Source organism: Aquabacterium sp., from assembly GCF_016195855.1.
In the GTDB taxonomy this organism is placed as follows: domain Bacteria; phylum Pseudomonadota; class Gammaproteobacteria; order Burkholderiales; family Burkholderiaceae_C; genus Aquabacterium.
Genome location: NZ_JACPYU010000025.1, coordinates 51,405 through 72,892 on the forward strand (window position 1 = coordinate 51,405; position 21,488 = coordinate 72,892).

The following is a 21,488-nucleotide window of genomic DNA, read 5'->3' on the forward strand; positions in this document are numbered from 1 at the left end:
CTTGTTGACACACATCGCGGACGGTGCAGCCCAACTGGCCGCCCAACCCATCGAAGCGCAGGTCAAAGCCGCCTTCTTGTACAAATTTGGCGCCTATGTGGCATGGCCCAACCAGGCTTTCGAAAAAGCTGATAGCCCTTTCGTCATTGCCGTCATGGGCGCGGATGCCTTCGCCGATGTCCTGGAGCAGACCACGGCGGGCCGCAATGTAAATGGCCGACCGGTTGAGGTCCACAGAGTACGACGAGGCGCGTCCCTGACGGGCGTGCAGATCGCCTTCATCATGGGAGCAGAGACATCTACGCTGCCCGATATCCTGGCTGCCACAAAAGGGCAATCGATCCTGATCGTGACCGAAGCCGAGCGAGGCCTTGACTCCGGCAGCATGATCAACTTCGTGCTGGAGCAGGATAAGGTCCGCTTCGACATCGCGCCCGTGCCCGCCGAGCAGAACAACCTGAAGATCAGTGCACGCCTCTTGAGCGTGGCCCGCAAGGTGGTGAGGAGGGCTTCATGAGGCCACGCATCGGCGCCCACTCACTCAGCATTCGCCTTGTCATCGTCATGATGGCCACGACACTGGTGGCCCTGATCGTGGCGCTGGGCGCCATGGTGGCCTATGACCTGCGCACCTACCATGAGAGCTGGATCGAAGACATGGGCGCCCAGGCTGAACTGCTGGGCCGCACCACCGCTCCTGCCCTGAGCTTCAACGACGCACGAATGGCACGGGAAAACCTGCACTTCCTGCGCCTGACCAAGGTGCGTGCCGCCGCCATCTACAACGCCAACGGCGCACTGTTCGCCAGCTACCTGGCGCCAGGCGAGCCCCACACCCTACCCAAGCTGCCAGGTGACGAGGGCGTGCAGATCGTTGACCGCAAGCTGATGGTGTTCAAGCGCATCGTGGAGAACGACGAGATCCTCGGCACGATCTACCTGCGCACAGACTACGCACTGTTTGACCGCATCGGCCAATACGCCGGCATTGCCGCCATTGTCATCACCGCGTCCATGTTGGTGGCGTTCCTGGTGTCGTGGTGGCTGCAGCGCATTGTCACAAGGCCGGTGCTGGCCATCGCCGAAGTGGCCCGCGAGGTGGTGCAAGAAGGCTCCTATTCCCGACGTGCGGACAAGATCAGCGACGACGAAGTAGGGGTGCTGGTCGAGTCTTTCAACGACATGCTCAACGAGATCGAACGGCGTACCAACGAGCTGGAAATCTCGAACAAGGACAAGGCGCAGGAGGTTGAAGAGCGGCGTCTGGTTCAGCAAGAGGTCATGCGCCTGAACCAGGAGCTGGAGCAACGCGTGCAAGAGCGCACCTTGCAACTGGCAGCCTCCAACACCGAACTGGAGCGCGCCCGGCAGGCCGCTGAAAGCGCCAATCAGGCCAAGTCGGAGTTCCTCTCCAGCATGAGCCACGAGCTGCGCACGCCCTTGAACGCGATCATCGGCTTTGGCCAGCTGCTCACTTCCGAGGCTTTCGCGACCACGCCCGATCAAAGGCAGCAGTACACGGAGCACATCGTCCGGGCCGGTCGGCATCTGCTGGAGCTCATCAACGAGATCCTGAACCTGGCGCAGATCGAGTCGGGCAAGCTGAGCGTGTCGCTGGAGCCTGTCGAGTTGGACGACGTGCTGGCCGATTGCAAGAACATGGTCGAGCCCTTGTGCGAGCAACGCGGCATCCGTTTGCTGTTTCCGCCACCGCACGGCTTGTGTGTGGTGGCAGACCGCATGCGGTTCAAGCAGATCATGCTGAACCTGCTGTCCAACGCGATCAAATACAACCGGGATGCGGGCGCCGTGGTAGTGGAGTGCGTCGCCACCCAGAACCAGTGCATCCGCGTCGCGGTTCAGGATACGGGCATGGGCCTCACCCCGGAGCAAGTCAGCATGTTGTTCCAACCATTCAACCGCCTGGGGCAGGAAGCCAGCACCATCGAGGGCACTGGCATTGGTCTGGTCGTCACGCGCCGGCTGATCGAGTTGATGAACGGCGAAATGGGCGTGACCAGCACGGTGGGCATGGGCAGCGTTTTCTGGCTGGAGTTGCCTGCAGCCCCTCCGCGGGCGCCGCTCGTGGTACCCGCACTGGTGACACCGGCCGGTAACGACCACCCGCCACAAGCAGCGCCCCCCGGCCGCAGCACCTTGCTGTACGTGGAGGACAACCCGGCCAGCCTGCGACTGGTGCAGGAAATCTTGAGCGCACGAGCCGACTGGCACCTGATCTCGGCACCCGACGCCCGATTGGGTATCGAGATGGCTCAGGCCCACCTGCCTGAGGTGATCCTGATGGACAACAACCTGCCCGGCATGGACGGTGCTCAGGCCCTGGACATCTTGCGGCTGGACCCGAGAACAAGCGGCATACCCGTCATCGCGCTCACGGCCCATGCGATGCCTGACGCCATCAGGAAGGGCTTGCAAAGAGGCTTCTTCCGCTACCTCACCAAACCGATCGACGTCAGGGAACTGATCGACGCCGTTGAAGCAGCGTTGAGCGGCGCACCCGCGCCGTCAAACCCAACACCCTCAAATCGGCCGTGAAGCTCAGCGCTTGCGCACCACCACGCTGCCCACCGAATAACCTGCACCAAAAGAGCAGATCACGCCCACATCGCCCTTGGCCAGATCGGCGCGGTACTTGTGGAAGGCAATGATGGAGCCAGCCGATGAGGTGTTGGCGAACTCGTCCAGGATCAGCGGCGCCGTGTCGGGGGTGACTTCCGCGTTGATCAGCTTCTTGACGATCAGCTGGTTCATCGACAGATTGGCCTGGTGCAGCCAGTAGCGGCGCACGGCCGTGGGCTCCAGGCCCAGCGGGGCCAGTTGCGACTCGATGTGGGCGGCCGCGATGGGCACCACTTCCTTGAAGACCTTGCGGCCTTCCTGGCGGAAGGTCTTGTCACGGGCCTTGGGGTCGCTGTCTTCGCTGCGGTTGAGGTAGCCGAAGTTGTTGCGGATGTTGTTGGAGAACTGGGTGGCCAGCTTGGAGCCCAGCACTTCCCACTGCTCGGCCGAGGTGGCCGTGTCCGCGCGCTCGACGATGGTGGCCGTGGCCACATCACCGAAGATAAAGTGGCAGTCCCGGTCCTTCCACTCCTGGTGGCCGGAGGTGATCTCGGGGTTGATCACCAGCACGCAACTGGCCGAGCCAGACTTGATCGCGTTGACCGCCTGCTCCAGGCCAAAGGTGGCTGCCGAGCAGGCCACGTTCATGTCATAGCCATAACCCCGGGCGCCAATGGCGTTCTGGATCTCGATAGCGATGGCCGGGTAGGCGCGCTGCAGGTTGGAGCACGAGCAGATCACGGCGTCGATGTCGGCACCGGTCTTGCCGGCGGCGGCCATGGCCTTTTTGGCGGCCTCGACACCGATTTCAGCCAGGATGGACAGTTGGTCGTCCGAGCGCGGCTGCAAGCGGGGGTACATGCGCTTGGGATCAAGGATGCCGTCCTTGTCCATCACGTAGCGCTGCTTGATGCCCGACGCTTTTTCGATGAACTCGGCACTGGAGTGGGTCAGCGCCGTCAGCGTACCGGCTTCGATTTCTGCGGCGTGCTCGGCGTTGTAGAGGTCAACGTAGGCGTTGAACGATTCGACCAGCTCGGCGTTGGTGATGGTATGGGGCGGCTGGTACAGCCCAGTACCGCTGATGACAACTGCAGTCATGGCATCCGGTCTCTGACGAAAAACGGAGATTCTGCCATGAGCGCCCGCTGCGCCCGGTTCAGCCCATTTGGCACGCTGAAAATGCACCTGGCGCCTGTGGTCAAAGCACGCCATCCCTTGCTTGTCACAGGCTTGCTGTGCGATCCAGGTTGCCCATTGCATGGCGACTCTGTTAGAAAACCAATGATGCCGGTGAGAGCTGGCAGGCGGGAGCCCCGCGGTACCGATCATCTTGGGCTCAGCAAGCTGGAGAGACCCCGATGACCCAGACAGACCAGGCGTTCCCGGTCGAGGCACCCGACATCAACCCCTTGCGACGCAGGCTGCTCATGGCCGCGCTGGCCTGGACAGCCGCCGTCCTGGTCGGTGCCGTCTGGGTGGACCAATACCGCACCCACGCCTTCAGGCAGGAGGCGGTCAACAACGCCAACGTGCGTCTGAACAGCCTGCAGGACAACGTCGAAAACCACTTCCGGTCGCTGGCTGCGCTGGGGCAGGTTCTGGCAAGAGAGGCCTCCTTCATCGGCTTTCTGCGCCAGAACATCGCCCCGGATACCGCCGAATCGAGGGCCATCGATCCCAAACGCCTGCGCGAGACCCTCACCGCGAACCCCGCCGTGCAGAAGATGAGCCAGCAACTCGATGGCATCGTCAGGAACTTCCAGATCCGCCAGGCCTACCTGCAAAACGCCTACGGCACCACGGTGGCAGACAACGCTTACCTCGACCCTCGCTACTCGACCATCGGCCACAACTTCCACATCCGCGATTACTTCATCGACGCCATGGAAACCGGCGCGGGCTTTCAGTTCGTGATGGGGCGCGTCAGCCACAAGCCAGGCTTCAACTTCTCGGCCCGCATTGATGACGGCACGCGGGCACTGGGCGTGCTCATCCTCAAGACGGACCCTGCGTCCATGGCCCGGCTGTTCACCGACACCACGGGGCGTTACCTGTACATCGTCGATGCCAACGGCGTGATCGTCGCCGGCAACCAGCCCGAGTCCGCCTTGCAGCAGGTGCCCGGCGCGCCCTCCCTGGCGGGCAGGGAAAGGCAGATGGAGGGCGCTTACCTGAACATGCCCAAGCCGCTGGGCTGGAAGCCCATCCCGATCGACGATGGCAAGAACACGCAACCGGGCATGGAGATCGGCCGCCAGCGCTACCTGGCCCTGACGCGCCAGCTCACCGGCTATCCCTACACGCTGTGGGTGCTGACGCCCCTGGCAGCCGAAAGTGCCATCGGAGCCTCCACTGCCGTCGGCGCGGCCTTGGCCATGGGCTTGGGCTGGCTCATCATCTGGGCCTATCTGAGAAGGCTGGAGCGGCAGGACGCGGTCGAGCAGGTGCGCCGTGAAACCCTGGACATGACGCGCGCCTTGCCACTGACGCTGTTCCGCTACCGGGTGTCGCCGTCCGGGCGGGGCAAGTTCGCCTACATCGGCGCAGGCGTGAGCCAGCTTTTCGGCCTGGACGAGGCCACCCTGAAAGCCAACCCGGCTTTTGCATGGGGCCCCCATGAGCAGACGCCGACACACCCGCCCACCACCCCCGTCGAGTTCGAGGTGGACGCGCAATCTCACAAGCACTGGATCAGCGTCAACAGTGCCGTGGCCAGCACGCCCGATGGCGGTCAGGTGTACGACGGCTACTGGCTGGATGTGACAGACCGACGCCAGGCCGAGCTGCGCTTTGATGCGGTCTTCAACCATGCGACCTCGGCCTTCCTGTTCTTCCACAGGGAAAAGGGCATCCTGCGCTGCAACCCCGCCACCTTGAGCCTGTTCGGCGCAGAACGCTTCGAGCAGTTGCAGGGTCTGCGCCCCTGGCTCGCCCCCCTGTCCCAGCCCAAGCAAGCCAATGGCGAATCCAGCCAGGTGCTGGCCGAACAGTTGCTGGACAGCGCCCGTGACGGCCTTCAGCCAGGGCGCATCGAGTGGCGCCTGTGCCGGCTGGACCAGCAGCCCTTTGACGCCGAGGTGATGCTGCTGTCCCTGAGCCATGAGGACAAGGACCTGTACTTCGCCATCGTGGACGATGTGACCGCGCGCAAGCAGACCGAAGAGGCGCTGCGTTCAGCCAGCAAGGCCGCGCAGGAAACCACCCGGGCCAAATCGGCCTTCCTGGCCAATATGAGCCACGAGATCCGCACCCCGATGAACGCCATCATCGGCATGACCCACCTGGCGCTGGATGACGCGCCGCCCGACAAGCTGCGCCAGTACGTGGTCAAGGCCCACCAGGCGGCCAACAACCTGCTGCAGATCATCAACGACGTGTTGGACATGTCCAAGATCGAGGCCGGCCACCTGGAGCTGGAGTGCATCGACTTCGACCTGCAGGACGTGCTCACCCATGTGTCGGACGTGCTGGGCCTGCCCGCCGAGCGCAAGGGGCTGGAGCTGCTGTTCACCGCCCCGCCCGATCTGCCCACGCGCCTGATGGGCGACCCGACGCGCTTGCGTCAGATCCTGGTCAACCTCGGCTCGAACGCCATCAAGTTCACCGACAAGGGCAGCGTGACCATCGGCCTGGAAGTCCAGCATCGCAGCGGGCAGGACATCGTCCTGCATGGCTGGGTGCGCGACACAGGCATGGGCATGAGCCCGGACCAGCAAGGCAAGCTGTTCCAACCTTTCAGCCAGGTGGACGCCTCCACCACCCGGCGCTTTGGCGGCACCGGCCTGGGCTTGACCATCTCCCGCCAGCTCACCGAACGCATGGGCGGGCGGCTGTGGGTCGACAGCGAACTCCACAAAGGCTCGACCTTCCACTTCACGCTGCGCATGAGCCTGCCCGCACGGTCCTTGCCCATGGCGCTGGCCAGCGAGGACTGGCGTGGCAAGCACGTGCTGCTGGTCGACGACAACCCTGACGCCCGCCAGGTGCTGGGCCAGATGGCCGGCACCTTGGGCCTGAGCGTGGACTTTGCCGGTGGCGGCGAAGAAGCGCTGGCGCACCTGCAACAGGCTGATGCGCCGTACGACTGCATCATGCTGGACTGGAAGATGCCCGGCATGGACGGCATCACCTGCGCCAGGCACATCCACGAACTGGCGCACGAGCGCTTCCCGGACGACAACCCCTGCATCCTGCTGGTCACGGCCTTCAACCGGGCCGATGCCATGAAGGCCGCCCAGGACATCCCGCTGGCCGACATCCTGACCAAACCCGTCACACCCTCCACGCTGTTCGACAGCCTGACACGGGCCATGACGCACGGCACAAGCCCCCAACAGACGCTCACGCTGCGCCAGCCGGAACCGCCCAAGGCCCAGGTGCCCGATCTCACCGGTGTGAACGTGTTGCTGGTCGAAGACCAGCCTCTCAACCAGGAGCTGGCCCGGGAGCTGCTGGCCCGCGCTGGCGCGCAAGTCACCATCGCGCAGGATGGCTACGAAGCGCTGAGCCAACTGCAAGCCAGCCCCAACGCCTTCGATTGCGTGCTGATGGACTGCCAGATGCCCCACATGGACGGCTACACCACCACCGAGCACATCCGCCGTGATGCGCGCTGGAAACACCTGCCCATCATTGCCATGACCGCCAGTGCCCTGGTCAGCGACCGGGAGCGCGCCCTCGCTGTCGGCATGAACGACCACGTGCCCAAACCGCTTGACGTGAATCAGATGTACCAGGTCATTTCGCGCTGGATTGAGGTCGCGCATCGTGCGAGAATCGCACCTTAATGCGAATGATTCTTAGGAGCATCTGAATGAAACATCTGACCGCGACCCTCGTCCTGGGCTTGGCCGCCCTCCCCCTGACTGCCCTGGCCAGCGCCAATTGCCCAGCCCACCCGAAGTCCGAATGGGTCAAGGAGGGCGACGCCCGCGCCAAGCTGGAAGAACAGGGCTACAAGATCCGCAAGTTCAAGGTCGAAGGCCAGTGCTACGAGATCTACGGCTGGAACAAGGACGGCAAAAAGGTCGAGATCTACTTCGACACCAAGACGCTGGACATCGTCAAGGCTGAAATCGAGAAGTGATGCCCAAGCGGGAAGAGGCCGGCACGGTGCTGGTCTGGGGCGTTGTCGTGCGCCTGAGCCACTGGCTGGTGGCCGCCATCGTGCTGTTCAACCTGTTCAATGACACCGGGCCTGTGCACCGCTACGCAGGCTATGTGGCCGCAGGTGCGGTGCTGCTGCGGGTGATCTACGGCCTGAGCCGGGCCCGCGATGACGCAGCGCACCTGGGGCTGCCGTCCTGGGTCGCTATCAGGCAGCATCTGCACGAACTCAGGCAGCGCCAGGTGCACCGCACGCTGGGGCACAACCCGGTCGGCATGCTCATGGCCTTGCTGCTGTGGGCACTGGTGCTGGCGCTGGCCGTCACCGGCTGGATGACGCAACTGGACGCCTGGTGGGGCGAAGACTGGCTGATCAATACGCACGAGTACCTGGCCTGGGCGCTGCAAGCCTGCGTGCTGGGCCATTGGGCCGGCGTGCTGGTGATGAGTTGGCTGCAGCAAGAGAACCTGGCCAAGGCCATGGTCACCGGGCGCAAGCCCAGGCTTTGAATCCGGTTGGCCGGGCGGGCTGCATGCGGCCTGCACGCGGCCTAAAAAGGTGCCGCGCTCTCGAACACCTGCTCAGCCCGGCTCACCGGATGCGGCAAGGTCAACCGGCTGGCATGCAGCATCAGGCGCGGCCAGGCGGCCTGCACCACCTGATCGCCATAGAGCGGGTCGCCCACGATCGGGTGGCCGAGCGCCAGCATGTGCACGCGCAACTGGTGCGAGCGGCCCGTGACCGGCTCCAGCTCCACCCTTGTCTGATTCAGGGCTGCGTCTCTCGACAGCACACGGTAGCGGGTCAGCGAAGGCTTGCCCCGCTCGTGACACACCATCTGCATGGGCCGATTGGGCCAGTCCGTGATCAGCGGCAAGCCCACCTCGCCCTCGTCACAGGCCAGCAGGCCATGGACCAGCGCCACATAACGCTTGCTGACATGCCGGTCCTGAAACAGCATGCTCAAGGCACGCTGCATGGCCTGGCCGCGCGCCAGCACCAGCATCCCCGAGGTGGCCATGTCCAGCCGGTGCACGATCATGGCATCGTCATACCGGCGAGCAGCCCGGCTGATCATGCAGTCCTCGCGCCCCTCACCCCGCCCCGGCACGGACAGCAAACCCGCAGGCTTGTTGAGCACCAGCATGGCTTCGTCCAGGAACACCAAGTCCAGCCCCAGGTCTGGCGGCGGGCAATAAATGACATCCGGCGTGAAAGATGGCGCACTCGCGCCGCGCATATCGTTCATACGCGACTCATAAATGACTCAACACAAGGACAATAACGCCGAAAGACGAAGTGATTCCACATTAGGCGCGTGGGGATTCTGGCCAGATTGGGCCGAGTCTAATCCCGCCCGCCGGAGGACGAGACATGCGGCTCAACCTGCCCGTATCGGGGCAAGAGTATGACTATCCCGGCGAAGAGATGCTGGTGTCCATGACGGACAAGCAAGGCATCATCACCCATTGCAATGCCGCCTTCACCCGCGTGAGCGGCTACACGCAAGACGAACTCATCGGGCAGGCCCACAACCTCATCCGCCACCCGGACATGCCCGAGGAAGCCTTCAAGGACATGTGGCGCACCATTGGTTATGGCCGCTCCTGGACGGCCACCGTCCAGAACCGCCGCAAAAACGGCGACCACTACTGGGTGCAAGCCCATGTGACACCGCTGCTAAGCCATGGCAAGCCCATCGGCTACCTGTCGGTGCGGACCAAGCCCACGCGCGAGCAGATCGACGCCGCCCAATCGCTCTACCAAGCGCTGATCTCGCAACGTGCGCTGGTCAAGCCCCGCTTCAAGCTGCATGCAGGCCGCGTGCGCTACTTCGGCATGCGGGACCTGTTTGGCAAGTTCGGTCGCGTCCACCTCACGGGCCGCGTCGGCATCGCGATGGCGCTCATCCTGCCCATGATGCTGATCCCATCCTGGCTGGGCCTGCCCGCACACATCCTGCCCTGGGCCCAACTGGCGGTCGGTGCGGCCCTGTCACTGGCCATGGTCAAGCTGCTTGACCTCACGGTGACCCAGCCCTTGAACGAAGCCATCCGCTTCATCAACAGCATGTCGGCGGGCGACCTGACCCAGGACATCTGGTCGGACCGCACCGACCAGGTCGGCATGCTGATGCGCGGCCTGCGTCAGGCCAACCTCAACACCCGGGCCTTCGTGAACGACGTGCGCTGCGAAACCGATGGCATCCAGCTGGCCATCGGCAACATCGCCCAGGGCAACCACAACCTGTCCGCCCGCACCGACACGCAGGCAGGCAGTCTGGAGCGCACCACGGCCGCCATGTCCATGCTGACCAGCAACGTCAAACAGACGGCCGACACCGCGCGCGAAGTAGCCCAGGTCAGCGAGAACACCTCGGCCGCGGCCGAACAAGGCGGCCAGGCGGTCAGCCAGGTGATCGAGGCCATGCAAGGCATCCAGGGCTCATCCCAGCGCATGAGCGAGATCACCCAGCTGATCGAAAGCATTGCGTTCCAGACCAATATCCTGGCGCTCAACGCGGCGGTGGAAGCCGCACGCGCCGGCGAACAAGGCCGGGGCTTTGCCGTGGTGGCCGCCGAGGTGCGCTCGCTGGCACGCCGCAGCTCGCAGGCCGCCAAGGAGATCCGTGGCCTGATCAGCTCATCGGTCGAGCAAGTGGGTGACGGCACCCGCCAGGTAGAGGCCGCCGGGGAGACCATCAACCGGGTGGTCGAAGCCGTCTCGCAAGTCACGCAGCTGATCCAGGGCATCACGGCCGCAACGGCCGAGCAGTCCGACGACATCGCCAGCGTCAACCAGTCCATCAGCCAGATCGACAGCGCCACGCAGCAAAACGCCAGCCTGGTCGAAGAAGCGGCCGTCGCGGCCCAATCGCTTCAGCGCCAGGCGCAGACCCTGGTGCGCGCAGCGCAGGTGTTCCGAGTGAGCTGACGCAGCGCCTGTCTCAACTGGAGACGATGGTCCGCGCCTCACGCGCGGCATAGCGCCGCGCCATCACCGCGCACACGAACAACTGCAACTGGTGGTAGAGCATGATGGGCAGGATCAGCACGCCCATGGCCGCATTGCCACCAAACAGCAGCTTGGCCATGGGCATGCCCGAAGCCAGCGTCTTCTTGGAGCCGCAGAACACAGCCACGATCTCGTCCTCCACCTCAAAGCCCAGGGCGCGTGCGGCACGGCGTGTCACCCACAGCATGGGCATGAGGAAGATGGCTGCACCCACAATAGCCTGCGCCAGCAGCCAGGGGCCATGACGCGTCCACAGCCCATCGGCCACTGAATCGCTGAAGGCTGACCACACCAGCAGCACGATCACGCCGCGATCGAACACCGTGGTGATGGGCTTGATGCGCGTGAACCAGCCTGACAGCCAGGGCCGCAGCAGGTGCCCGATGACAAATGGCAGCAGCAGCTGTTGCGCCACCTTGAGCATGGTGTGCCCCACATCCAGCTCATGCCCCTGCCCGCTCATCACCAGGCTGACCAGCAAGGGCGTGATGAACACACCCAGCAAGGTCGACAAGGTGGCATTGAGCACGGCCGCGGCCACATGGCCACGCGCCAGCGCCGTCATCGCCACCGAGGACGACACCGTCGAGGGCAGCACCGCCAGATAGAAAAAGCCCATGGCCAGGTCATGCGGCAACCAGCGGCCCAGGGACACGTAAAGCAGCCCCCACCACAGGGGAAACAGGACATAGGTGCAGGCTTGCACCAGCACATGCAGCTTCCAGCGGCTTGCGCCGGTTTTCAGGCTGTCGGTGGACAAGCCCATGCCATGCAGGAAAAACAGCAGGAAGACACCCACGTCGGTGACCTGGCCCAGGTGCAGCACGCCCTCACTGCGGCCCCATTGCGGGGCGAAGGAGGCCAGCAAGACGGCCCCGACCATGGCCATCAAAAACCAATCGGCCGCGCCGGTTTGTCGACTGTATTTTTTTAACACCAACATGGATCCTGTGTACGTGGCATGGCCACTCGCCGCGTATTGTCGCGCGCCCGGGCTTGCTGCCAAAATGAAGTTTTGTCGCATCCACCAACCATTGCAGACGGAGAACCATCCATGGCCAAAGCTTCCAAGGCAAGCACCCCGCAGCACGCCTTTGCGCAGACCCTGAAGTCCTTCAAGACGGCGTCCGGCAAATCGCTGCAGTACTACTCCTTGCCGGAGCTGGCCAAGCTCCACCCCAATGTCAACAAGCTGCCGGTGTCGATCCGCATCGTGCTGGAGTCGGTGCTGCGCAATTGCGATGGCCACAAGGTCACGCCTGAGCATGTGGCCCAGTTGGCCAACTGGCAGCCCAATGCCGAGCGCACCGACGAGATCCCCTTCGTGGTGGCCCGCGTGGTGCTGCAGGACTTCACCGGCGTACCGCTGCTGGCCGACCTGGCCGCCATGCGCAACGTGGCCGAGGGCCTGGGCAAGGCCCCCAAGCGCATCGAGCCCCTGGTGCCGGTGGACCTGGTGGTGGACCACTCCGTGATGATCGACCACTACGGCACCAAGAAGTCCCTTGACCTCAACATGCGGATCGAGTTCGAGCGCAATGCCGAGCGCTACGAGTTCATGAAGTGGGGCATGCAGGCCTTTGACACCTTTGGCGTGGTGCCCCCGGGCTTTGGCATCGTGCACCAGGTCAACCTGGAGTACCTGGCGCGCGGCGTGCACCTGACCAAGGACAAGGTCGCCTACCCTGACACGCTGGTGGGCACCGACAGCCACACCACCATGATCAACGGCATCGGTGTGGTGGGCTGGGGCGTGGGCGGCATCGAAGCCGAAGCCGGCATGCTGGGCCAGCCCGTGTACTTCCTGACGCCCGATGTGGTGGGCATGGAGTTGACCGGCCGCCTGCGCGAAGGCGTGACCGCCACCGACCTGGTGCTGACCATCACCGAGATCCTGCGCAAGCAGAAGGTGGTGGGCAAGTTCGTGGAGTTCTATGGCGAGGGCACGGCGTCCCTGGCCCTGCCCGACCGCGCAACCATCGCCAACATGGCGCCCGAGTACGGCGCCACCATGGGCTTTTTCCCGGTGGACGACAAGACCATCGACTACTTCAAGGGCACGGGCCGCACCAAGGACGAGATCGCGGCGTTCGAGGCCTACTTCAAGGCGCAACAACTCTACGGCGTGCCCAAGAGTGGCGACATCAACTACTCCAGCGTCGTCAAGCTGGACTTGGGGCAAGTGGCCCCTTCGCTGGCCGGCCCCAAGCGCCCGCAAGACCGCATCGAGATCACCAACCTGAGCAAGGCCTTCACCGAACTGTTCAGCAAACCGATTGCCGACAACGGTTTCAACCAGCCAGCCGACAAGCTGGGCAAGACCTTCACCACCGCCAACGGCGTCGACATCAAGAACGGCGACGTGCTGATCGCGGCCATCACCTCCTGCACCAACACCTCCAACCCCAGCGTGCTGCTGGCAGCCGGCCTGCTGGCCAAGAAGGCCGTGGAGGCGGGCCTGAAGGTCAAGCCGCACGTCAAGACCTCGCTGGCCCCTGGCTCGCGCATCGTCACCGAGTACCTGGAGAAAGCCGGCCTGCTGCCCTACCTGGAAAAACTGGGCTTCAACGTGGCCGCCTATGGCTGCACCACCTGCATCGGCAATGCGGGCGACCTCACGCCCGAGATCAACGAGGTCATCACCAGCAATGACCTGGTGTGCGCGGCGGTGCTGTCGGGCAACCGCAATTTCGAAGCCCGCATCCACCCCAATCTGAAGGCCAACTTCCTGGCCAGCCCGCCGCTGGTGGTGGCCTACGCGATTGCCGGCAACGTCACGCGGGACCTGATGACCGAGCCGGTTGGCAAGGGCAAGGGCGGCAAAGATGTCTACCTGGGTGACATCTGGCCCAGCAGCGACGAGATCTACAAGCTGCTGAAATACGCCATGGACGGCAAGGCCTTCAAGGAAAACTACGCCAAGGTAAAGACCAAGCCCGGCAAGCTGTGGGAGCAGACCAAAGGCGTCAAGGGGCAGGTCTACACCTGGCCCAAGAGCAGCTACATCGCCAAACCGCCTTTCTTCGATGACTTTGAGCAGGCACCCAAGGCCATCAAGCTGGGCGTGGACAAGGCCCGCATCATGGCCCTGTTCGGGGACTCCATCACCACCGACCACATCTCGCCGGCCGGCTCCATCAAGGAGGCCTCCCCCGCTGGCCAGTACCTGATCGAGCATGGTGTGCAGAAAGCCGACTTCAACAGCTATGGCTCGCGACGCGGCAACCACGAGGTGATGATGCGCGGCACCTTCGCCAACGTGCGCATCAAGAACCTGATGCTGCCGGTGAACGCCGAAGGCAACCGCGAAGAAGGTGGCCTGACCCTGTTCCAGCCGGGCAACGAGAAGATGTTCATCTACGACGCCGCCATGAAGTACATCGCCCAGGGCACGCCCACAGTGATCTTCGGCGGCGAGGAGTACGGCACAGGCTCCAGCCGCGACTGGGCGGCCAAAGGCACGCAGCTGCTGGGCATCAAGGCCGTGGTGGCGCGCAGCTTCGAGCGCATCCACCGCTCCAACCTGGTGGGCATGGGCGTGCTGCCGCTGCAGTTCAAGGGCGCAGACTCATGGCAGTCGCTGGGGCTCAAGGGTGACGAGCTGATCAGCATCGACCTGGGTGGCGAGATCAAGCCGCAAGCCGATGCGAAGCTCATCATCGAACGGGCCGATGGCAACCAGACCGAGGTCCAGGTCCTGCTGCGCATCGACACGCCCATCGAGGTGAGCTACTACCAGCACGGCGGCATCCTGCCCTTCGTGCTGCGCCAGTTGCTGGCGGCCTGATCGACCACCAGCGGCGCTGGCCGCATCAAGCCACGCGCTTGAGCTGGCGCAGCGCCTCGGGCATGAAGTAGTCGCGCCGCATCTGGCCTGGGTGAGCCACGAACAAGGGGCCCCAGGCCGGGTTGGCATCGTGCAGCTTGTTGAGTTGCGCGATCAGATTGGCCTGCAAGACCGAGATGTTCTGCCCTGTGGCCAAGGCCTCCATCACCGCAGCCGACACCAGGTGCGCGGCATACAGCTTCTTGCCACCCGGTGTGGGGGGCAGCGGCTTGCCGTCACGCAGTGGCACGCGCATGGCCTGCAAGATGGCCTCGTCCGAATCGGCCCAGCCCTGGATATCGCCCAGGGCATGGAACTCCAGCGCCTTGGCCTTGCCTTTGACCAGGGTCTTGGCCACGATCTTGGCGGCCTTGCGGGCAACCGAAGGCGGGATGGTTTCACCTGCGAGCACGATGGTCTCACGGTCCTTCTCTGTCTCGGCTGCAATCAGCTTGGACCAGGCCGTGTGGCCAGCAAAACTCAGCAAGGCCACCACCTCGGCGGCCAGGTAGCCCCGCACGATGTCGGCAGGATGCGGGTCGTCATCGGGCCCATCGCTGCGCAGCTTGGGTGGCTGGCCAAAGGCCGCGCCCAGGCCGCGGAAGTAGGCGATCAGCCCGATGGCCGCTGCGGGCCCCAGGTTGAGAATGCCCATGACGTCTGACGCGGTCTCGTCGATGCGCGTGGCCCAATAGTCGCCCAGGCCATGTCCCAGCGAGGCCAGGTTGATCCGCAAGTTCTCGGCCAGTTCGGACTGCAAGCCTTTGTCTGCATGCAGGATGTCGTGGCCTGCGGTTTCGTGGCCCAAGGCTGCCCAGGCAATCAGACCTCGATCGGCATTGGCCGGCGGCATGTTGACCACGGCCGCGCCCACATGGAAGGATTTGGCCGCATCAATGGGCCAGGTGTAGGGGCCGGCCTCGGGGTTGCCCCATTTGGCCAGCGGTGGGACCACACCCAGGTCAGGTGCTTTCACACCGCGCCGGTCTTCGGCACTGAGAAAGCCGTCGTACAGGTCGGAGATGAACTCCTGGAACCCACGCGTCTCGGCTTTGAGGAAGCCCTCGCCATGCTGAAGAATGGCCTGCCCCAGATCGAACATGAGGCCCGCCGTGCTTTCGCGATCAGGGTCACTGGACAAGATCTTGTTGAACCTGGTGGCGCCCAGGCCCACGATGGTCTTGATGAAAGGGGCCACGTAAGACTGTTCATACAAAGGCGGGAACTTGCCCTGAACAGCCTTGAGTCGGTTGACAAAGGTGGTGTAGTTCGTGGGGTCAGCCGGCCCCTTGCTGATCGAGATGGCCGCCTTGCGTGCATCCTCGATCACGGCCTTCATGCCAGCCAGCTTCAGCGGGTCTGCCAGCTTGGTGGCCACTGCGAGCTTGCCCGCGCCCTTGTCTGCCTTGGATGTTTTCCTGGATGTAGCCATGGTGTGTCACTTGCCCCGCTATTGACGATGAGCCCAGTCTAGGCAGGCCACATGACAGCAGCCATCCCTAGATCGCCATCCCCCACACCCACGCTTGACCTTGATCATGCACGTGCATACTGGCTCGCATGGAACCATTCAAGAACCTCATCAACACGGATGTCGTGCGCCAGATGGGCCACCATCTCAAGCGCGCCGATTCGTCGTTCAAGCGCCAGCGCTTCGAGCAGCTCGCACTGGATGGCCTGGATGCCCTGGCGTTCAAGGACCGCGCCATCCACCTCGCGCGCGCCCTGCACGCGACCCTGCCCACGCACTTCGAGCAGGCCGCCGACCAACTGGAAGCCAGCCTCAAGCACGTCCCCCGGCCCCATATCGGCCACGATCCGGACAAGGAGCTGGGCGCCCTCCAGACCGATGACACGGGCCTGGCAGGCTGGGCGCTGTGGTCGTTTGGCGAGTACGTGGCACGCCAAGGGCTGGCGCACCCCGAGCGCGCACTGAAGGCCTTGCATGCGATCACGCAGCGCTTCACCGCCGAGTTCGCCATCCGCCCCTTCATCATCGAACACCCCAAGCTGACCTTCGCGACCTTGTCTCGCTGGCTTGATGACCCCAGCGCCCATGTGCGCCGCCTCGTCAGCGAAGGCAGCCGCCCGCGCCTGCCCTGGGGGCAACGCCTGCAAGCGCTGGTGCAGGACCCCAGCCCCACACTGCCCCTGTTGCATCGCTTGCAGGACGACCCCAGCGAGTACGTGCGCCGCAGCGTGGCCAACCACCTCAACGACATCGCCAAGGACCACCCTGACCTGCTGGTCACCTGGTTGAACACGCACCTGCCAGATGCCCCCGACACCCGCCGCAGGTTGCTCAGGCACGCCAGCCGCTCGCTGATCAAGAGCGCCCATGTGGAGGTGCTGTCGGCATGGGGGTTGGGCCAGGCCTTTGAAGGCGACATCAAGGTGACGGTGGACAAGCGCCGCGTGGTCGTGGGCGAGGCCTTGACCATCCAGGTGACGCTGCTCGCACACGGCCAAGCCCCGCAAGCGCTGGAGCTGGACTACCGCGTGCACCACCTCAAGGCCAACGGTGAGACCTCACCCAAGACCTTCAAAGGCAAGCGCCTGACGCTGCAACCCGGCGAGAAGCTGGTCTGGCAAAAGGTGCACGCACTCAAGCCCGTCAGCACGCGGCGCTACTACCCCGGCCCGCATGCCCTGGACATCCAGGTCAACGGGGCGGTGCACGGGCTCACGCCGTTCTTGCTGATGCGTTGAACCCCTCATTCTGGTTAATGGTATCCACCATTGAACGGAAGTCATTCGTTTTGCATGATTGTTACCCTACATAACTATGTGAGGTTGACACCATGCGTCTGCTCCGCGCCATCCTGATCGCCGCCGCTGGCGTGATCGGCACATTCACCAGCCTGGGCACCCAGGCCGCCACCACCGACACCACCTACGCGGCCACCAGATACCCCATCGTCCTGGTCCACGGCTTCATGGGCTTCAAGGACATCCTGGGTGTCGACTACTTCTACCAGGTGCCTGACACCTTGCGCAAAAACGGCGCCAAGGTCTATGTGGCGGCCGTGTCCGAGGTCAACTCCAGCTCGGTGCGCGGCGAACAATTGCTGCAGCAGATGAAGCAATGGGCTGCCGCCGACGGCATCAAGAAGTTCAACCTGATCGGCCACAGCCAGGGTGGCCCGACCATCCGCTACGTGGCCGGCGTGGCGCCTGATCTGGTCGCCAGCGTGACCACCATGGCCGGCCCGGCCATCATGACCGACGCGCAGGCAGCCAACAGCAACATCACGTCCTTCGTGGCCAACTACGGCTCGCTGGTGCAGTTTGCAGGCAGCTTCGTGGCCTGGATCTCCGGGCACCAGAGCCTGCCGCAAGACGCCACCGCGCTGAACATCAAGGCCGAGCTGGACGACTACGCCGTGCGCTTCCCGGCTGGCCTGCCTGCCACCTACTGCGGCCAGGGCGCCAACCTGGTCAAGGGCATCTATTACTTCTCGGCATCCGGCCAGGGCATCAAGACCAATGCCTGGGACATCTCCGACCTGGCCATGCAGCAGACCGACGAGCCCAGTGACGGCGCCGTGATCGCCTGTGGCGCCCACCTGGGCAAGGTCATCCGTGACGACTACCCCTGGAACCACATCGACGAGATGAACCACATCTTCGGCCTGATCGGCAAAGGCGCACCTGACCCTGTTCAGTTCTACCTGAGCCAGGCCAACCGCTTGAAGCTGCTGGGCCGTTGAATCGCCAATTAGCCAGCAACTTGATCGCGCAAGGTGTCAATCAGGCCTTCAACGTAGCCAGCTTGGCTTCGTCAAAGCCCACGCAGACCACCTTGCCGTTCAGCTCGACCACCGGGCGCTTGATCACGCTCGCGTTGGCCTGCATCAAGGCCTTGGCGCTGGTGGCGTCCACCACACCGACCTTGGTCGCATCGTCAAACTTGCGCCAGGTTGTGCCCTGCCGGTTGACAAGCACCTCCCAGCCCACCGCCTTGATCCACGCGTCCAGCCTGTCGGCGGGCACGCCCTGCTTCTTGTAGTCGTGGAAGGTGTAGGCCAGGCCCTGCTCGTCCAGCCAGGTGCGGGCCTTCTTGACGGTGTTGCAGTTGGGGATGCCGTAGACGACGGTGCTCATGTGACAGGGACTCCTTGTTCGACTTCAGGCTCAACTGTGTCACAAGGCGAGCACCCCATAAAAAAAGGCCTCGAATCACCGAGGCCTGCGCTGTCATATCGCGCGCTGTCTTATCGGGTCTTGGACTTCTTCTTGAGTCCGACCAAGGCGACGAGCGCCCCGAATGCGGCCATCAAGGAGGCGTCCGCTTCAGGCACGGCAGGCGTGTGCGTCTTCACCAGCCAGCCACCCATCTTGTTCTCTGGCGTGTCTTTCCAGTACTGGTCTTCAGGCGTGAACCAGTTGTCCAGTACACGCACCAGGGAAGCATTGCCAGAATACGCGGTGGGAAGGTAGAAGAGCCAGCTCACATTGCCGCCGTCTTCATTCAGGAGCATGCCGTCGCCGCGTGCGCAGCAGTTGGTGCCGGTCTGACCAAACGCGTTGAAGATCGTCGACACGGCTGCGCGCGATGCACCATCAGAGACTTCGTTATAAAAGTCGCCCGTGTAGCCCTGGTTGTTGAAAAGGGTCTTGACGTCGCTCACAGCCGCCAGCTGGTACCCATACAGGGCAGAGCTGGTGTTGGCCAGCTCACCGACCAGGGAGTTGTAGCTTTGCCCGGTCGAAGCCGTCAGCTCCAGCCAGTCCAGGCCTGTCGATTCGTCATAGATCACGTTGCCAGTCTTGACCAGTGCGGCATGCGCGGCGCCGGATACAAGAGACATGGCGAGAACGATGGCAGTCAGCTTTTTCATTACATCAGTCCCTGATGGTTGTTGTCTAAGGCTTACATTTTCCCCCGGTTTTTGGGACGCGTCCTCCGCTGACTTGAGGGGGGTCCACACACCTGCATCCCGGACATCCGCACAACATCCACACAATCAGCCTGCCCCAAAAAAACAGGGAGCACGAAGCCCCCTGAAAGTCGCGGATTACCTTGAGTGATGTGGAGAGGATCGGCTCACCGCCACCGCTGGCCCAGGCCCGTTGGTCACAGGCCTGCCCGGGAAGCCCCGACACCTCTTTTGGAAGCGACAGAACATCCCGGCCCAGCACAACATGAAGACGTTGTTCTGTCAGCCGGCCAGCATCAGAAGAAGCCCAGCTTGTTGGGGTCGTAGCTGACCAGCAGGTTCTTGGTCTGCTGGTAGTGGTCCAGCATCATCTTGTGGGTCTCACGGCCGATGCCCGATTCCTTGTAGCCGCCGAACGTGGCGTGCGCCGGGTAAGCGTGGTAGCAATTGGTCCACACACGGCCAGCTTGAATACCACGGCCAAATCGGTAAGCGCGGCTGCCATCGCGTGTCCAAACACCTGCACCGAGGCCATAAGGCGTGTCATTGGCGATCTCCAGGGCTTCCTGCTCGTTCTTGAAGGTGGTCACGGCCAGCACCGGGCCAAAGATCTCTTCCTGGAAGATGCGCATCTTGTTATGGCCCTTGAACAGCGTGGGTTGCACGTAGTAGCCGCCGCTCAACTCGCCACCCAGGTTGGCCTTGTCGCCACCGATCAGCACCTGTGCGCCTTCGCTCTTGCCCACAGCGAGGTAAGACATGATCTTGTCCATCTGCATGGACGAGGCCTGCGCGCCCATCATGGTCTCGGTGTCCAGCGGGCTGCCCTGCTTGATGGCCGCCACGCGCTTGACGGCGCGCTCGATGAAGCGGTCGTAGATCGACTCCTGGATCAGCGCACGCGAGGGGCAAGTGCAGACCTCACCCTGGTTGAAAGCGAACAGCACCATGCCTTCAATCGCCTTGTCCAGAAAGGCGTCGTCCTCGGCCATGACATCGTCGAAAAAGATGTTGGGGCTTTTGCCGCCCAGCTCCAGCGTGGCCGGGATCAGGTTGGTGGCCGCTGCCTGGGCGATCACACGGCCCGTGGCGGTCGAGCCCGTGAACGCGATCTTGGCGATGCGGCGGCTGGAGGCCAAAGGCATGCCGGCTTCACGCCCATAGCCATTGATGATGTTGAGCACGCCAGGGGGCAGCAAGTCGGCGATCAACTCGGTCAGCACCATGATGCTCACGGGCGTGGACTCGGCCGGCTTGAGCACCACGCAGTTGCCGGCGCCCAGCGCGGGGGCCAGCTTCCACGCGGCCATCAGGATGGGGAAGTTCCAGGGGATGATCTGGCCGACCACGCCCAGGGGCTCGTGGAAGTGGTAGGCAATGGTGTTGCCGTCGATCTCGCTGAGCGAGCCTTCCTGGGCGCGCAGGCAACCGGCAAAGTAGCGGAAGTGGTCCACCGCCAACGGGATGTCGGCGTTGAGCGTTTCGCGGATGGGCTTGCCGTTGTCGATGGTCTCGGCGTAGGCCAGCTTTTCCAGGTTCTGCTCGAGGCGGTCGGCGATCTTGAGCAGGATGTTGGCGCGCTCGGTCGGTGAGGTGGCCCCCCATTTGGCCGATGCGGCATGCGCGGCATCCAGGGCCAGTTCCACGTCCGCCTCGTTGGAGCGCGCCGCTTGCGTGAACACCAGGCCATTGATGGGCGTGATCACATCGAAGTACTGGCCACTGACGGGCGGCACGAACTTGCCGTTGATGAAGTTGTCATAGCACTTCTTGAAAGCCACGGGGGCGCCGGCTGCTCCGGGGAGGGCGTAGATCATGTCAGGTCTCCTGGTTCACGGTTCACTTCACGGTTCACACATGCCAGGCCGTTGTGCGGCCAGGGTCGTGCCATCTACAGCGCACGGCTTGTGCCATCTGGGGTTCATCCTGATCTGGCCCTGCCCACCCCCACCACCCGAATGCGCCGCCAGCCCTGGCCAGCATTGGCTTTGCCCGAGCACAGCACCCGGTTTTTCACGCGCTGCCCAAGCTGTCACCCCTGTGTCAGCCTTGTTGCGCCACAAGTGCACACTGTCCC

Annotated in this window: 16 protein-coding genes; 9 read left to right on the forward strand and 7 right to left on the reverse strand. The window is 63.6% G+C overall.

Annotated features, from left to right (window positions below; all coding sequences use genetic code 11):
* Window position 1: 1 nt before the first annotated feature.
* Both HY019_RS19790 and HY019_RS19795 read left to right on the forward strand, forming a co-directional pair.
* Window positions 2–517 carry a YfiR family protein gene (locus tag HY019_RS19790; protein ID WP_290695499.1) on the forward strand — a complete coding sequence of 172 codons (516 nt, stop codon included), beginning with the start codon at window positions 2–4 and terminating at the stop codon, window positions 515–517.
* Window positions 514–2,556, forward strand: a complete 2,043-nt coding sequence (locus HY019_RS19795; protein WP_290695502.1) for an ATP-binding protein — start codon at window positions 514–516, stop codon at window positions 2,554–2,556. Before HY019_RS19790 ends, HY019_RS19795 begins: the two co-directional genes overlap by 4 nt.
* Before the next feature lie 3 nt (window positions 2,557–2,559).
* Here HY019_RS19795 and HY019_RS19800 read toward each other — a convergent pair whose 3' ends face one another.
* Window positions 2,560–3,681 carry a beta-ketoacyl-ACP synthase III gene (locus HY019_RS19800; RefSeq protein WP_290695504.1) on the reverse strand — a complete coding sequence of 374 codons (1,122 nt, stop codon included), beginning with the start codon at window positions 3,679–3,681 and terminating at the stop codon, window positions 2,560–2,562.
* Between the two features lie 260 nt (window positions 3,682–3,941).
* Here HY019_RS19800 and HY019_RS19805 point away from each other — a divergent pair, with 260 nt between their 5' ends.
* The 3 genes from HY019_RS19805 to HY019_RS19815 are packed head-to-tail and all read left to right on the forward strand — an operon-like array spanning window position 3,942 to window position 8,199.
* Window positions 3,942–7,370, forward strand: a complete 3,429-nt coding sequence (locus HY019_RS19805; protein ID WP_290695506.1) for a response regulator — start codon at window positions 3,942–3,944, stop codon at window positions 7,368–7,370.
* 26 nt (window positions 7,371–7,396) lie between these two features.
* Complete coding sequence (locus tag HY019_RS19810; protein ID WP_290695508.1) at window positions 7,397–7,669, forward strand: PepSY domain-containing protein; 273 nt, start codon at window positions 7,397–7,399, stop codon at window positions 7,667–7,669.
* The gene (locus tag HY019_RS19815) at window positions 7,669–8,199 is read left to right on the forward strand and encodes a cytochrome b/b6 domain-containing protein (protein WP_290695510.1); all 531 of its coding nucleotides are present in this window, start codon (window positions 7,669–7,671) and stop codon (window positions 8,197–8,199) included. Before HY019_RS19810 ends, HY019_RS19815 begins: the two co-directional genes overlap by 1 nt.
* Window positions 8,200–8,240: 41 nt before the next feature.
* On the opposite strand, the gene HY019_RS19820 is transcribed toward HY019_RS19815, so the two are convergent.
* Window positions 8,241–8,939 (reverse strand): RluA family pseudouridine synthase, encoded by a 699-nt coding sequence (locus HY019_RS19820; protein ID WP_363302797.1) that lies wholly within the window; start codon window positions 8,937–8,939, stop codon window positions 8,241–8,243.
* 125 nt (window positions 8,940–9,064) lie between these two features.
* Between HY019_RS19820 and HY019_RS19825 the strand changes: the two genes are divergently transcribed.
* Window positions 9,065–10,624: a PAS domain-containing methyl-accepting chemotaxis protein gene (locus HY019_RS19825; protein WP_290695512.1), complete on the forward strand. Its 1,560-nt coding sequence runs from the start codon at window positions 9,065–9,067 to the stop codon at window positions 10,622–10,624.
* 13 nt (window positions 10,625–10,637) lie between these two features.
* Here the strand turns inward: HY019_RS19825 and HY019_RS19830 are convergent, their stop codons facing one another.
* On the reverse strand, window positions 10,638–11,594 hold the full coding sequence (locus HY019_RS19830; protein ID WP_290695514.1) for a bile acid:sodium symporter family protein: 957 nt from the start codon (window positions 11,592–11,594) through the stop codon (window positions 10,638–10,640).
* A 165-nt stretch (window positions 11,595–11,759) separates the two neighbouring features.
* Here HY019_RS19830 and acnA point away from each other — a divergent pair, with 165 nt between their 5' ends.
* Window positions 11,760–14,492, forward strand: coding sequence for an aconitate hydratase AcnA (acnA, locus tag HY019_RS19835; protein ID WP_290695516.1), 2,733 nt, complete (start codon window positions 11,760–11,762; stop codon window positions 14,490–14,492).
* Window positions 14,493–14,517: 25 nt separating this feature from the next.
* Here acnA and HY019_RS19840 read toward each other — a convergent pair whose 3' ends face one another.
* On the reverse strand, window positions 14,518–15,963 hold the full coding sequence (locus tag HY019_RS19840; RefSeq protein ID WP_290695518.1) for a hypothetical protein: 1,446 nt from the start codon (window positions 15,961–15,963) through the stop codon (window positions 14,518–14,520).
* Window positions 15,964–16,091: 128 nt separating this feature from the next.
* On the opposite strand from HY019_RS19840, the gene HY019_RS19845 reads away from it, so the two are divergent.
* Both HY019_RS19845 and HY019_RS19850 read left to right on the forward strand, forming a co-directional pair.
* Window positions 16,092–17,240, forward strand: coding sequence for a DNA alkylation repair protein (locus tag HY019_RS19845; protein WP_290695520.1), 1,149 nt, complete (start codon window positions 16,092–16,094; stop codon window positions 17,238–17,240).
* 92 nt (window positions 17,241–17,332) lie between these two features.
* Window positions 17,333–18,241 carry a triacylglycerol lipase gene (locus HY019_RS19850; protein ID WP_290695522.1) on the forward strand — a complete coding sequence of 303 codons (909 nt, stop codon included), beginning with the start codon at window positions 17,333–17,335 and terminating at the stop codon, window positions 18,239–18,241.
* Between the two features lie 40 nt (window positions 18,242–18,281).
* On the opposite strand, the gene HY019_RS19855 is transcribed toward HY019_RS19850, so the two are convergent.
* From HY019_RS19855 to adh, 3 genes are all read right to left on the reverse strand, one after another.
* The gene (locus HY019_RS19855; protein ID WP_290695524.1) at window positions 18,282–18,635 is read right to left on the reverse strand and encodes an ArsC family reductase; all 354 of its coding nucleotides are present in this window, start codon (window positions 18,633–18,635) and stop codon (window positions 18,282–18,284) included.
* Between the two features lie 110 nt (window positions 18,636–18,745).
* Window positions 18,746–19,372: a hypothetical protein gene (locus HY019_RS19860; RefSeq protein ID WP_290695526.1), complete on the reverse strand. Its 627-nt coding sequence runs from the start codon at window positions 19,370–19,372 to the stop codon at window positions 18,746–18,748.
* A gap of 335 nt (window positions 19,373–19,707) precedes the next feature.
* The gene (adh, locus tag HY019_RS19865) at window positions 19,708–21,228 is read right to left on the reverse strand and encodes an aldehyde dehydrogenase (RefSeq protein ID WP_290695528.1); all 1,521 of its coding nucleotides are present in this window, start codon (window positions 21,226–21,228) and stop codon (window positions 19,708–19,710) included.
* Between the last annotated feature and the right edge of the window lie 260 nt (window positions 21,229–21,488).

What these genes read in the sequence shown, in the direction of transcription:
- HY019_RS19795 (WP_290695502.1), top strand. Translation starts at nt 514, where the DNA reads ATGAGGCCACGCATCGGCGCCCACTCACTCAGCATTCGCCTTGTCATC.
- HY019_RS19800 (WP_290695504.1), bottom strand. Translation starts at nt 3,681, where the DNA reads ATGACTGCAGTTGTCATCAGCGGTACTGGGCTGTACCAGCCGCCCCAT.
- HY019_RS19805 (WP_290695506.1), top strand. Translation starts at nt 3,942, where the DNA reads ATGACCCAGACAGACCAGGCGTTCCCGGTCGAGGCACCCGACATCAAC.
- HY019_RS19810 (WP_290695508.1), top strand. Translation starts at nt 7,397, where the DNA reads ATGAAACATCTGACCGCGACCCTCGTCCTGGGCTTGGCCGCCCTCCCC.
- HY019_RS19815 (WP_290695510.1), top strand. Translation starts at nt 7,669, where the DNA reads ATGCCCAAGCGGGAAGAGGCCGGCACGGTGCTGGTCTGGGGCGTTGTC.
- HY019_RS19820 (WP_363302797.1), bottom strand. Translation starts at nt 8,939, where the DNA reads ATGAACGATATGCGCGGCGCGAGTGCGCCATCTTTCACGCCGGATGTC.
- HY019_RS19825 (WP_290695512.1), top strand. Translation starts at nt 9,065, where the DNA reads ATGCGGCTCAACCTGCCCGTATCGGGGCAAGAGTATGACTATCCCGGC.
- HY019_RS19830 (WP_290695514.1), bottom strand. Translation starts at nt 11,594, where the DNA reads ATGGCCATGGTCGGGGCCGTCTTGCTGGCCTCCTTCGCCCCGCAATGG.
- acnA (WP_290695516.1), top strand. Translation starts at nt 11,760, where the DNA reads ATGGCCAAAGCTTCCAAGGCAAGCACCCCGCAGCACGCCTTTGCGCAG.
- HY019_RS19840 (WP_290695518.1), bottom strand. Translation starts at nt 15,963, where the DNA reads ATGGCTACATCCAGGAAAACATCCAAGGCAGACAAGGGCGCGGGCAAG.
- HY019_RS19845 (WP_290695520.1), top strand. Translation starts at nt 16,092, where the DNA reads ATGGAACCATTCAAGAACCTCATCAACACGGATGTCGTGCGCCAGATG.
- HY019_RS19850 (WP_290695522.1), top strand. Translation starts at nt 17,333, where the DNA reads ATGCGTCTGCTCCGCGCCATCCTGATCGCCGCCGCTGGCGTGATCGGC.
- HY019_RS19855 (WP_290695524.1), bottom strand. Translation starts at nt 18,635, where the DNA reads ATGAGCACCGTCGTCTACGGCATCCCCAACTGCAACACCGTCAAGAAG.
- HY019_RS19860 (WP_290695526.1), bottom strand. Translation starts at nt 19,372, where the DNA reads ATGAAAAAGCTGACTGCCATCGTTCTCGCCATGTCTCTTGTATCCGGC.
- adh (WP_290695528.1), bottom strand. Translation starts at nt 21,228, where the DNA reads ATGATCTACGCCCTCCCCGGAGCAGCCGGCGCCCCCGTGGCTTTCAAG.